Here is a 13263-nt window from a genome sequence, read left to right on the forward strand (position 1 = left end):
AACCTGACCGGTGCTGCTGACCAGGTGCAGGACGCCTTCCAGGTGCGCGCCACTGACAGCGACGGCGACACCTCACCCGAAGCGACGCTGACGGTTGATATCAACGACGATGGCCCGATGGCTGTTGACGACACGGTTGAGTCTGTTGAAGGCACAAGTTCAACGCAGGGTTCAGATCTTGTGTTGATGATTGATACATCAGGCAGCGTGAGTGATAGTGATTTGACTTCCATGAAGTCGTCATTACAAAACTTGTTTAATAGTGGCTCAGTGCACTCGGTCTTTGTTACTTCATTCGCATCAGACGGTCAGTTCCATGACTCAGGTGTTGATGGTGGCTGGTATACCGATCTGGATGCAGCTATGACAGCGATTAATAGCCTGTCTTCAGGTGGCCAAACAGATTACGACGCTGCACTAGAGACTGTGACCGAGAACTTTACGCCTCCGCCTGCAGGTGGCGACAAGTTAGTCTCCATGTTTATCTCCGATGGTGAACCAAACCAGCACAATGGTACACCGAGTGTTGGAATTGACTTTAATGAAGAAGCTAATTGGATTCAGTTCTTGGAAGCTAACGGCTTTGATGATTCTTATGCGGTAGGCTATGGGGGCCTGAACTATAGTGATGTAAGCGAGCTTGAACCTATCGCATGGACTGAGGGTGAGAGCAGATTTACCTACAGTGGATACGGATACAATACTGCTGATGATGACAATGTCATTATTCTAGATAATGTCGATGATTTGGCATCAACGCTGAGCTCTACTGTGACGGCCACGCCAACCCCTGTTACCGGCAATGTGCTTGATAATGACACCGCCGGTGCGGATGGCTATGCCGCCCCGGCACTGGTGGATGTGACCTACGATGGGGATACGGTGACTTTCACCGAAACCATCACATCAGCCACCTTTGTTACAAATGCTGGTACGGTTGTTATCAATAGTGATGGTAGCTATGAGTTCACCGGCTTAGCAGATGCTGACAATGATGTTAGCGCGTTGATTGGCTATACAATCGAAGATGGAGATGGTGATACATCTTCAGCTTCTCTAATGGTACAAACTAGAGATAGTCAACCTACCGCCTATGACAATGTTAATAATGCTGTCATAACTGAGGAGACTGTGCCTGGAGAAACAACACCCTATTATGCGCCTGATATTCATGCACAAGTGAATGACTATGGCCGGGGTGGCACAACTACTAAGGCACTGTCTTTTAACATCAATGCTGGTCACACCGGTGAAATTGAGTTTGATATTGAAGTTGATAGTGGTGAATTCAAAAATCATGATTCATACACTTGGACCATCGTGAAGGATGGTGTCGATGTACGATCCCAAACCTACAATGATGACTCAGATCATCACAATGTAACGGTCAGTGACCTTGACGAAGGTTCTTACCGATTGGAACTGACGTTAAATGATTCGGGCACAGGCTCACGTTGGGACGACCTTCATGTCGACTTGGAGTGCATTACACTTAGAGTGACATCACCAGCTACTACAATTGCTGTGGCATCTGCAGCACGAGGTAATGTGATAACTGATGCCAATGCGTTAGTAAGCAGTTCAGACCCTTGGGCGGCTACTGACGACACAGGTGCGGATGGTGCTAATGTCTCAGCTATCAATGGTGTTAGCTTGTCATCGCTGGCTGACTCGACAAACAGCACATACGCTGCCGAGGATGGCTATAAAGAGTATGACTCAACTTATGGCACCTTCTTTATCAATGCTGATGGTGATTATGCCTATGAGCCAGATGCGGACCTTAATAATATCGGGCAGCAGGAAACCTTCAGCTACACCTTAACGCAGCCAGACGGTGACTCCGACACTGCTAACTTGGTAATTAACCTGGCAGATTCAGAATTCGTCGCCCAGACACCCACCTCAACGGGTACGTCTGATGATGACTTGATGCTAGGCACTGCGGCTGATGATCTGCTGGATGGTGCTGATGGAGATGATCATATTGAAGGTGGCGATGGCGACGATACCCTGATTGGCGGAGCTGGCAACGATATCCTCTATGGTGGTGCAGGCGCTGACACGTTTGCCTGGAACTTTGGTGATGAGGGTGCCGTTGGCCAACCGGCCGAGGATACTGTCATGGACTTCAACTCGGGCGTGTTTGAGCAGGATGACAATGCAGACCAGCTAGATCTCACTGAGCTGCTTGATGGTGAGAGTGAAGAGACGATTGATGACTTCGTGTTTGCCGAAGAGGATGACGGTACGACGACCTTGTACATCAGTTCTGGGGGTGAACTAACTGGCGGAGCTGACGATAAAGATAAAGCTGACCAAGTAATTCGCTTGGAAGGTAAGTCGTTCAGTGAGCTGGGTGCAGCTCAGGATGATGGCAGCAGTGACCTGATCGCCAAATTGATCGCAAGTGGTCAGTTAAATATCGATCAATAACGCTAAGCTGTAAGCCCCTACGCCCCGCCTGGTACCCCCGAGCGGGGCCTTTTGTTAGGCTAACCATATTCAATTATGACGGCAGCTCGCTGCCACTGGGAGCGCTACCACCATGTACGTCAACCGCGACAGCCAGGGCGAGATCAGCCAGGTAAGCCGTACCGTAACCGAGCACTGCAAGGAATACGTCTCGCCGGAGTCGGCGGAGCTACAGCGTTTTATCAACGCCGAGACCCATGAAGCCGCGCTGCTTCGTCAGTCGGATATGGAGTTCGTGCGGGTACTGGAAGACGTCATCAACCTGCTGATGGATAAAGGTATTATCCGCTTCACGGACCTGCCCGAAAAAGCTCAGACGAAGCTTTTGGACAGGCAGTCGCTGCGCAAGCGCGTCAACGAAGTGGGGCTGATCAGCGATGATGACAGCGACGTTATTTAGACGTTAATCAGCGGCTTCCTTGCCGCTGATCTACAGGTAATCTTCCATCTTCCAAGCTTATTCAGCTTTAACCCCAGGGCCGGTCACTGCATCCAACCCGAGTTCAAACAGCGTCTCGGCTTCTTCCGGGTGTTTGACCCCTTCGGCGATGGCGAGGATACCCAGCGAGTGGGCGAGTGTTGCCATGCCGCGCAGGATGGTTTGCTGATCATAGGCCTGGTCGATGCCGTGAACCAAGCTGGCATCAAACTTCAAAAAGGCCAGCCCCAGATCGTGCAGGTCGGCCAGGCGGGTAAACTCGCTACCCACGTGCTCCAGACCAATTTTCACGCCCGTGGCTTGTAGCTCGCGGCATAATAAGCGGAAGCTCGATAGGTCGTGCAGCGCGGTACTTTCCGGCAGCTCAATCCACAGCTTTTTGGCCGCCTCGGGCGCGCGCTCGAGGCGTTGGCGAAGCGCTTTGATAAACGCCATATCGCCCACTGCGCGGCCGGAAAGGTTAATGCCCAGCGGCTGTTGGTCGCTTTCAATAAGCGCCAGAGCGCGCTCGGCCACCGCCAAGTCGAGGCGGTCTTCTAAGTGAAGCCGGGCGACCCAGGGCATAAATAAACCGGCACTGCGCCATTCGCCGTCCAGCTCAAGCCGCGATGGCGCTTCGTAATGCACTACCTCCTGGCGAGCATTGACCACCGGGAAAAGAGCCAGCGCAATGCCAGTCTCCATGGCTTTAAGCAACGCCGTACGCCACGCATCGTGCGTCGTGTACAGCGGCGAACGAGCCGCCCCGGAAGCCACCACCAGCGCTAAGTCGCCGCGGCTTTCCGCATCGGACAGCGCACCGTCCAACGCCGCCAAACGCTGTGAGGCCGTATCGCCGTGAGTGTATTCGGTCAGGGCCGCGGGCAGCCGCAGCGGTTCCGCTGTGGCGTCGCGCAGCAGCGTTAACTGATGCTTCAGTGCCTCGCTAACGTGCTCGATATCCTGAGCGCCATGGATGAGCAGCAAAAAGTCACTGCCGTTTAAACGGCCCACTTCGCCACCGCCCAGCTCATTGGCTAGCTGCGATAAATGCTCCACCAGCGCCTTTAACGCATCGTCGGTGGCTTGGCGGCCAAGGCGCTCATTGACCTCAGGCAGGTCGTCCACGCGCACCATCACCAGGACGCCACTGGCGCGCTTGGAGTCGCTATCCAGGTTATGCTGCAAATGATCCAGCAGGGTCGTGCGGTTATAGGCGCCGGTGGTGGCATCTTCCTGCAAGCGGCGGCGCAACTGATCAAGCTTGCCGGTTTCTTCGCTAAGCATGGTATGCACAGCACCCGAGAGCGTATTCATCGCCTGAACGACTTCGCGTAGTTCCAAGGTGCGCGGTTCTCGGGAGGTGGTAAAGCGGCGCGCGCTGATGCTGCGAGCCTGGCTGATCACTTCGACTAACGGGCGGCGAATGGAGCGTACAATCCACCACGCCAGCATTAAGCTGATTACGCCGACCAGGGCAAACCAGGCAGCCATTTCCAGCGTGCTTTGCCACAACGTGCGGTAGGCGTATTGGTGCTGGCTGGCCAAGGTTAAGGTGCCGTACTGGCGCCAGCCGTCCTGGACTACCGCCTGGCCTGGCGAAACATCCAGGCGCACCAAGTTGACAAACCAATCGGGCACGCCGTTATCCAGCGCCTCGGCCTCGCGGCGTTCCATCACCTCGCCCTCGGGCGAGCGCAGCTCAATCAAGCGGTAGTGACCGGTGTCAAACTGGGCGGCCAACAATAGCTCGATGCTCACGGCCTCTTTCTCCATTTGGCTCATGGAAAGCGCCAGGGCATTGGCGTTGTCGGCGTTTTTAATTTGCACTTCCTGTTCAACGTAATCCTGCGTAGATGTCACGCTCACCGCCAGACTGCCCACGAACGCCAACAGCAGTATCAGGATGACCGTCAGCCAAAGCTGCTTGATGAGAGACATATCCTATCCTCTTAAATAAATCCTTGATCGCGCATTCGGTCCATCACGCTTCGCCAGCGTGAAAGCCGCGCTAACGGGTCAGCCCGCGATTCCTGAGAGCCACCTGCCCACAGGCCGCTACTATTGAAACTGAAGACCGGATCCAGGTCGTCCCGCTCGGAGGCCGGCCGGATCGAAGGAATGATGTTATCCAGCAGTAACGGCTCAGACGCCGGGGTTTGATAGTACCCAAGCACCATGTGCGCCTGGCTTTGCTGGGAACGTCCAATCCGTGCCCGAACATAAATCATGCGCAGCTTGTTGCCCGGCACGTCCAGTTCCTTGAGCGTGATGTACTTGGCAATCGAGTAATCCTCGCAGTCACCTTCGCGCTTGCCCAGCATTTCCAGCGGCGTGGCCCAATAATCTTCCTGGCCCCAAATGGCGATGTCGTCCCGCCAGCGCACGTTGCGGTTGAAAAAATCGTTAACCTCACGCATCTGGTCGCCGACTTGTTGGCCGCGTAGCCGTGCGATCATGGCGAGCCACTCATCAATCATCGCCACACCGGAGGCGCCGTAAGCCTGCTGCATTTTCTGGCGAAGCCGCTCGGGGTTAAACGCCGAGGCGGGCGAGGGCGCGCCGAGCATCACGCACAGCAGCCCGGCGCCTAGCCCCGAGAGTAGCTGCCGACGCGTGATCATCGGCATTACGTTGACACCTCATACATCGCTGAATCACCAATCACGCGGTCACGACCATCTTGCTTGCCTTGGTAAAGCGCTGCATCGGCCCGCGCCAAAAACGCTTTAGCGGATTCCGGCGCGCTGTACTGAACGGCCCCTATCGTGCAAGTCAGCGTAATGGCTTGGTGCGTATCCGTCATTAACGGTGTTGTCCTCAGCGTTGTTCGAATACGTTCAGCGATATCCAGTGCCTGTGGCAAAGGCTGATGGCGTAAAACAATGGTAAATTCCTCCCCACCAAAGCGACACACCGCATCATCATCGCGAACGATCTCTACCAAAATGTCGGCAAAGTGTTGCAGTGCTTTATCACCCAGTAAATGCCCCCACTCATCATTAAAAGCTTTGAAGTGGTCGATATCCAGCATTAAAAGGCTCAGTGGCTGGTGATTATGCTGCGTCTGCTGAACGCTGTCTTCCAGGTGGCGGGTCAGGTAACGCCGGTTGTAAAGCCCGGTTAAACCATCGGTAACGCTCATGGTCGCAAAGCGCAGCTTTTCTTTGGCCAGGGTTTCACGCTCGCGTCGTAACAGGTTGATTCGATCGGCAAGCGCCAGTGAAAGCAACAGCGATTCCAGCGCCGAGCCAAACTGAAAGCCGTAATACGTCAGCACGTTGTGGGGTATAACGCCGTAGATCGATAATATAAACGCAAGGGAGCCGACTACCAATGCCGACCATCCCATCAACAGCCAGCGGGCAGGCCGAAAGCGCCGCCCTAGTGCCCGCCAGGAGGCTAGGCAGAAAAGCGTCAGCGTCCCCAGACCCAGTAGCGAAAACATCAGCACGCTAACATGTCCCGGCAGCCACCATGTGCCCGCCAAACAGACCAACCCAAAGGTGATGAAGCCCAAAAACAGCCGATCCATCAGGCGGTCCTGTTCGGACAGCATTAAGAAACTACGGCAGAACGACAGCGCTGAAATAATGCCGATCGACAGGGCGGTAAACAGCAAGGCTTCGTTGAGAAGCGGCGAAAAACGCGGTGCCAGCTCGAAGATCAGCCCTTTTTGTAAGAAAAAGTAGGCTGCCGAACTACCTACAAATCCCAAGTACCAAAAATAGTTGCTGTCTTTTAGGAATATAAGCAGCACAACGTTATAAACCATCAGGCCAAGCAACATCCCCAGATATAGCCCCTGGCCAAGTAAAAAACCTCGCCAGTCGCTATCCACCTGCGCAAGCGTTGTTTGTGAAAGGCTGAAACGCAACGCTTGCGGTGATGAAAGCATTAGCCAATACGTACCCGGTTCGGTTAACTCAAACACTGGCCGCCAGCGGTTGGGTTCGTCGCCAAAAAGGGGAATAAACGCCACCTGCTCAATGGGCGCTGAAAACCTGGATGTTTCGGGCAGATAGCGATGTAACGCAATGTGATGTATCAGAGGATTGTCGAGCTGCAATATCGTCGGGTCGCCGTCCTCCACCTCAAACTGCAGCCAAACAGGCTCAACGTTAATGCCCAGGTTAATGTTTTGGCGCTCGGGTAGCGATGTGGCCGCGTAGCTTTCGGGTGCATCGACGGGCGGAAAATCACCTTGATAATCAATTAACTGGAGGTCTTTAACCGGCTGCTGAGCCTGAACAGGTATGCTGCAGAACAGCGTTCCCAGCAAGAACGTAACGATCCAAAGGCCCAGCAGCCAAGAGCGACGTGTGGCCAAAGATAAAAACGGCGGCGCCGCCGAACCATAAAGCAGGCGGGGGAAAGCGTATGATGAATCCATGCAAGGCCACTGCGTCCCTAGTGGAGGAGTGCGGGTCAGCTATGTTGTCTACCTAAATACAGGCAAATTAGTCTCGGCAATTAAGATACAAAATGTCATGCTGAGTTACCAGCCGCATGCTTGCTGCGGCACAAGTGGCTGAGCCGTTGGCCAGGCGCAGGTGCTTAGCTCTGCTCGGCCAGCATCCCTTCCAGCTTCTCCCATACCGTTTCCAATATCATCGGCTGCGCCTCGGCGGTGGGGTGGATGTCATCGTCCTGCATTAGAGCGTCGTTTAAAGCCACACCTTCCAGTAAAAACGGCACCAGCGTCACGTCGTACTCATCGGCAAGGTCGTGATAAACGTTCGTAAACGCCTCGCGGTAGGCCTCGCCGTAGTTGGGCGGAATATCAATGCCCAGCAACAGCACCTCGGCATCGGCGGCTTGGCTGGCTTCAATCATGCTGGCGAGGTTCGCCTGCATTTGCTGCGGCGGCAGGCCGCGCAAGCCATCGTTGCCACCTAGCTCGAGCAGAACAATATCCGGTGCATGCTGTCCTAGCAGTTCGTCAAACCGCTGCGCGCCGCCTGACGTGGTTTCACCGCTGATGCTGGCGTTGACGATCTCTGCCTCGCCTTGCAGGCGTTCTTCCAGCAGAGCCACCCAGCCATCTTCGCGCTCGATGTTATACGCCGCGCTCAGGCTATCGCCCATTACCAATAAGGTAGGGGATGGCTGAGCGTTGACTGGCGAGGTGGCCACGGTGGCTATCAGCACCCCCAGCCACAGGGTTAATATGCGGTAATGTTTTCGCCAAGCTACAAGGATGCCACGCTTCATGTCTTACTCCTCTGCTGATTCTCCTGAGCCTACCGCCAAGGCGGTTGGTCGACGCGTGCTTCATGCCGAACGCTTAACCAAAAGTGTCACCAGCGGCGAACGCACGCTGACCATCTTACACGACCTTTCGTTGAGCGTGGCAGCCGGGGAGAGCGTGGCGATTCTAGGCAAAAGTGGCGCGGGTAAATCCACCTTGCTTGGCTTGTTAGCCGGGCTGGATACCCCCACCGATGGCGAACTTAGCCTGTTTGGCCATCCGCTCAGCCGGCTGGATGAAGACGGCCGCGCCTCGCTACGGGCGGGCCGCGTCGGCTTCGTGTTCCAAAACTTCCAACTGCTACCCACCCTCAGCGCGTTGGAAAACGTGCTGCTGCCGCTGGAGCTCTCACCCCGCGCGGGGGAAACCGACACCGCTGCCCAATGGCTGGATCGCGTAGGCCTGGGTGAGCGCCAGAATCATTTGCCCAAGCAGTTGTCCGGCGGCGAGCAGCAGCGCGTGGCCATTGCCCGGGCCTTTGTCAGCGACCCCGAGCTGGTCTTCGCCGACGAACCCACCGGCAACCTTGACCCGGATACCGGCGGGCAAATCATCGATCTGCTGTTTAGCCTTAACCAAGAGGCGGGCACCACGTTGATTCTCGTCACCCACGACCACGCCCTGGCAAGCCGCTGCGATCGCTGCCTACGGCTGATCGATGGTCACCTGGCCGCCTTCGATCCCCGTTCGCTGGTCAGTGACGAGGCCCCATCATGAGCAATCTTAATGCTCGCCTGGCCATGCGTAGCCTGAAACGCGACCTGCGCGCCGCCGATGTGCGCGCGCTGTTTGTCGCGCTGATGCTAGCCGTGGCCGCATCGACCATGATCGCGTTTTTCCTCGACCGCCTGGATCGCGGCCTGGAACGCCAAGCCAGCCAAATGCTGGGGGGCGATCTGGTCTTAGAGCAACGCGACCCGTTTAGCGAAGACCTACGTACCCAACTGGAAGACGCCGGCTTTACGCTGAGCGACCAGGTGGATCTGGTTTCGATGATCAGCCGGGGCGACCGCTTTCAGCCCGCCAGCCTGAAAGCGGTGGATGACGTTTACCCTCACTACGGCGCCTCACAGGTCGATATTGGCGAGGGCACCGAGCCCATCGCCTCGGGCCCAGCCCCCGGCGAGGCCTGGGCCGACCCGCGCTTGGCCCAACTGGTCGATATTGGTATTGGCGACCGCGTTCAGGTAGGCCAAACCGAACTCACCATAAGCGGCATCATCGAGCGCGAGGCCGACCAGTCCGGCGGCTTTGGTAGTTTCAACCCGCGGCTGATGCTCAATACCGCCGACCTGGACGCCACCGGGCTGGTACAGGAAGGCTCGCGGGTCGAGTTTGAAATTCTCGCCGCTGGGCCGCCCCAGGCGCTGGATAACGTGCAAGCGTTGCTCGACGAACTGCGCCGCGAGGGCGTGGAAGTCAGCGACGTGCGCGTCGACCAGCCCCAGCTGGGCAACGCACTCCAGCGCGCCGAAAGCTATCTGGGCCTTGCCGGACTAGCCGCCGTGCTGCTGGCTGGGGTCGCAGTGGCCATGTCGACCCGCCGCTACGTGGAGCGCCACCTGGACACCGCCGCGCTACTGCGCTGCTTTGGGGCCAGCCAACGCCAGCTAGTGATTATTTTCTCGCTGCAGCTGCTCGGGCTGGCCCTAATCGCCTCGCTGATCGGCGCGGCTCTGGGGCTTGCCGGGCAGGCGCTGCTGCTGTGGCTGTTGGCCAACTTCTTACCCATGACGCTGCCGCCCCCTGGCATTATGCCGTTGGGGCTGGGCGTGCTTACCGCCTTGTCGGTACTGGTCGGTTTCGCCGGGCCCACGCTGCTGCGCATCAGGCGCGTCAGTGCGCTTAAAGTACTGCGTCGCGAGTTGGATCCGCTGCCACCATCGGCATGGTTAGTCGTCAGCGTGGCTAGCCTGGTATTTGGCGGGCTGCTGTGGCTTTACTCCGGCAGCCTGCCGCTGGCGTTGGCCTTATTGGTCGGCGGCGCGGCGTTGCTAGGCGTGCTGTGGGGCGTGAGTGCGCTACTGCTCAGCGGCGTGCTGCGTGGCGTGCAGTCGCTCTCGGGTAAAGGCCCCTGGTCGCAAGCGCTGCGCCTGGGCGGCCGTCAGCTAGGGCGGCGGCGTCAGGCAGGCCTCGGCCAGTTAATGGCGTTCTCGGTGACCTTCTTCGCCATGGCGATGATCGTGCTGGTGCGCGGTGACCTGCTGAACACCTGGCAGGATCAACTGCCCGCCGACACACCCAACTACTTTGCGATTAATATTCAGCCCAGCGAGCGGGAGGCGTTCGAAAACACCATCGACCCGCATGCCGAAGCGCAAAGCGCGTTGTACCCCATGGTGCGTGGGCGGGTGATCGCCATCAACGACCAGGATCCACGTGAGGCGGTTCGCCCTGATGCGCGTGGCGACAATTCGCTGCGCCGCGAGCTCAACCTCACCTGGCAGGCCGAGGTGCCGGAAGGCAACGAGATCGTCGCCGGCGAATGGTTTGCAAACAACGATGAGAGCGCCGATACGCAACAAGGCTGGATGAGCGAAGTCGCCGCCACCCCAAAAGCCGCGCCGGTGCCTATTTCCATGGAAGACGGCCTGGCCGAACGGCTGGGGTTAACGCTAGGCGACCAGATGACCTTCGCCGTGGGCAGCGATGAAATCACCACCGAGATCACCAGCCTGCGCAACCTCAACTGGGATACCTTCCGGCCCAACTTTTTCATCATCTTCCCGCCGGATGTGTTGGAGTCGTTCGGGCATAGCTATATCACTGCCTTCTATCTGCCTGAAGAAGAGCAAAGCCTGGTCAATCAACTGGTTCGCGACTTCCCCGGTGTGTCATTGCTCAACGTAGAGGCTATTTTAGGCCAGGTGCGCGACGTGCTCGCCCAGGTAACCCGCGCGATTGAGCTGGTACTGGTATTGGTGCTGCTCGCGGGGGTGAGCGTGCTCTACGCCGCGCTCACCGCCAGCCGCCCGGTACGCGCCCACGAAAGCGGCCTGCTGCGCGTGTTTGGGGCAGGGCAGACGATGATCTCGCGGGTACAAGGCGCGGAGTTCGCGCTGCTCGGCCTCGCCAGCGGGTTGCTAGGCGCAGCGCTGGCCGAACTCGCCACCGCCGTGCTCTACCTCTACCTGCTCGATTTACCGCCTCGATTACACCTCGAGCTATGGTTCTTGCTACCGCTCGGCGGCGCATTACTTATCGGCATCATCGGCCACAGCCTCTCCCGCAGCCTACGCCAACAAGCCTCCGCGGCGAGTTTAGGGTTATTAGGGGAGGCATAGACCTTGTAGGAGCCAGACTAGTCGGGCGATCAGGCCGTCTACAAGCGTTCACCTTCGGCGCCATGATGATTGCTGATCGCTCAATGAATTGAGCTCCTACAAAACCCCGTGCACGCACCCAGCCCTTGTAGGAGCCAGATTTATCGGGCGATCAGACTATCTACAGGCGTTCACCCCCGGCGCCACATGAGTGCGATTCATCTGCATCCTGATGCGGATGCGATGAAACCCGCTTGCACCTGAGGTATCATAGCCGCCTACTCTTTCATGACGACCCTGCGTACGAGGTTCCCCGCCGATGTTCAGCCGCGATATGACAATTGCCGGATTCGATGATGTGCTATTTGACGCCATGCAGAAAGAAGTGGCGCGCCAGGAAGCCCACATCGAACTCATCGCTTCAGAAAACTACGCCAGCCCCCGCGTACTGGAAGCCCAGGGCAGCCAACTGACCAACAAATACGCCGAAGGCTACCCAGGTAAGCGCTACTACGGCGGCTGTGAATTCGTCGATATCGCCGAAAACCTCGCCATCGATTACGCCAAAGAGCTGTTCGGCGCCACTTACGTCAACGTGCAGCCGCACTCCGGCTCCCAGGCCAACAGTGCCGTCTTCCAAGCACTGGTCAAGCCGGGCGACACCGTTCTAGGCATGAGCCTGGACGCGGGCGGCCACCTGACCCACGGCGCCAAGCCCAACTTCTCCGGCAAGCACTACAACGCCGTGCAGTATGGCCTCAACGAGCAAGGCCTGATCGACTACGACCAGGTCGCCCAACTGGCCCGTGAACACCAACCGAAAATGATCATCGCCGGTTTCTCCGCCTACTCGCAAATTGTTGATTGGGCGAAGTTCCGCGAAATCGCCGACGAAGTAGGCGCTTACTTACTGGTCGATATGGCCCACGTTTCCGGCCTGGTGGCGGCAGGTGTTTACCCAACGCCTTTGCCCCATGCCCACGTAGTCACCTCTACCACGCACAAAACCCTGCGCGGGCCGCGTAGCGGCGTGATTCTCTCCGCCGAAAACAACGCGGATATCGAGAAGAAGCTGCAATCCGCGGTATTCCCCGGCGGCCAGGGCGGCCCGTTAATGCACGTGATTGCCGCCAAGGCGATCTGCTTCAAAGAAGCCATGGAACCTGGGTTCAAAACCTACCAGCAGCAAGTGGTCAAAAACGCCCAGGCGATGGCCAAGGTGTTTATGGATCGCGGCTACGATATCGTCTCCGGCGGCACCGAAGACCACCTCTTTTTGCTCTCGCTGATCAAGCAGGGCGTCACCGGTAAAGACGCCGATGCCGCGTTAGGCCGTGCGCACATCACCGTTAACAAAAACGCCGTGCCCAACGACCCGCAAAGCCCGTTCGTCACCTCCGGCCTGCGTATCGGCACGCCCGCCGTGACCACACGCGGCTTCGGTGAGCAAGAATGTAGCGACTTAGCCGGCTGGATCTGCGACATCCTCGACGTGCTCGCCAAAGGCGACGACACCAGCGCCGTAGAAGCCGAAGTAAAAGCCAAAGCCGCCGCGGTATGCGACAAGTTCCCGGTTTATAAGTAAGCAACCACCTGATCGCCCAATAAATTGGGTTCCTACAAAACCCCGTGCACGCACAGAGCCCCGTAGGAGCTCGACTTGTCGGGCGATCAGACTACCTACAAGCATTCGCCCTCGGCGCCTCGATCCTTGCTGATCGCGCAATGAATTGCGCTCCTACCGGGCGATCAGGCCATCTGCCGGAGTTCACCCTCGGCGCCTCGAAGCCACCCAGCTTTTTGTAAGAGCCCGATTTATCGGGCGATCAGACTACCTACAAGCATTCGCCCTCGGC

9 protein-coding genes are annotated in these 13263 nt (G+C 57.4%); 5 read left to right on the top strand and 4 right to left on the bottom strand.

Annotated elements, in window-relative coordinates:
* The coding region (locus BLR97_RS19240; RefSeq protein ID WP_139172992.1) for a VWA domain-containing protein at window positions 1-2436 on the top strand (2436 nt) is incomplete at its 5' end.
* A gap of 112 nt (window positions 2437-2548) precedes the next feature.
* The gene (locus BLR97_RS19245) at window positions 2549-2875 is read left to right on the top strand and encodes a tryptophan synthase subunit beta like protein (RefSeq protein ID WP_089708511.1); all 327 of its coding nucleotides are present in this window, start codon (window positions 2549-2551) and stop codon (window positions 2873-2875) included.
* A gap of 57 nt (window positions 2876-2932) precedes the next feature.
* Here BLR97_RS19245 and BLR97_RS19250 read toward each other — a convergent pair whose 3' ends face one another.
* The 4 genes from BLR97_RS19250 to BLR97_RS19265 all read right to left on the bottom strand — a co-directional run bounded on the left by BLR97_RS19250 (window position 2933) and on the right by BLR97_RS19265 (window position 8107).
* Complete coding sequence (locus tag BLR97_RS19250) at window positions 2933-4834, bottom strand: EAL domain-containing protein (RefSeq protein ID WP_089708513.1); 1902 nt, start codon at window positions 4832-4834, stop codon at window positions 2933-2935.
* 11 nt (window positions 4835-4845) lie between these two features.
* Window positions 4846-5523 (bottom strand): transglutaminase-like cysteine peptidase, encoded by a 678-nt coding sequence (locus tag BLR97_RS19255; RefSeq protein WP_170833065.1) that lies wholly within the window; start codon window positions 5521-5523, stop codon window positions 4846-4848.
* On the bottom strand, window positions 5523-7286 hold the full coding sequence (locus BLR97_RS19260) for a GGDEF domain-containing protein (protein WP_089708514.1): 1764 nt from the start codon (window positions 7284-7286) through the stop codon (window positions 5523-5525). Before BLR97_RS19260 ends, BLR97_RS19255 begins: the two co-directional genes overlap by 1 nt.
* 164 nt (window positions 7287-7450) lie before the next feature.
* Window positions 7451-8107, bottom strand: coding sequence for an arylesterase (locus BLR97_RS19265; protein ID WP_089708516.1), 657 nt, complete (start codon window positions 8105-8107; stop codon window positions 7451-7453).
* Here BLR97_RS19265 and BLR97_RS19270 point away from each other — a divergent pair.
* The 3 genes from BLR97_RS19270 to glyA all read left to right on the top strand — a co-directional run bounded on the left by BLR97_RS19270 (window position 8106) and on the right by glyA (window position 12992).
* On the top strand, window positions 8106-8861 hold the full coding sequence (locus BLR97_RS19270) for an ABC transporter ATP-binding protein (protein WP_089708517.1): 756 nt from the start codon (window positions 8106-8108) through the stop codon (window positions 8859-8861). The genes BLR97_RS19265 and BLR97_RS19270 overlap by 2 nt on opposite strands.
* Window positions 8858-11428 (top strand): ABC transporter permease, encoded by a 2571-nt coding sequence (locus BLR97_RS19275; protein WP_089708520.1) that lies wholly within the window; start codon window positions 8858-8860, stop codon window positions 11426-11428. Before BLR97_RS19270 ends, BLR97_RS19275 begins: the two co-directional genes overlap by 4 nt.
* 298 nt (window positions 11429-11726) lie before the next feature.
* A complete protein-coding gene (gene glyA, locus BLR97_RS19280) occupies window positions 11727-12992 on the top strand; it encodes a serine hydroxymethyltransferase (protein ID WP_089708521.1) in 1266 nt (421 codons plus the stop codon).
* Window positions 12993-13263: the final 271 nt, after the last annotated feature.

It is taken from the genome of Vreelandella arcis, from assembly GCF_900103865.1.
Lineage (GTDB): Bacteria > Pseudomonadota > Gammaproteobacteria > Pseudomonadales > Halomonadaceae > Vreelandella > Vreelandella arcis.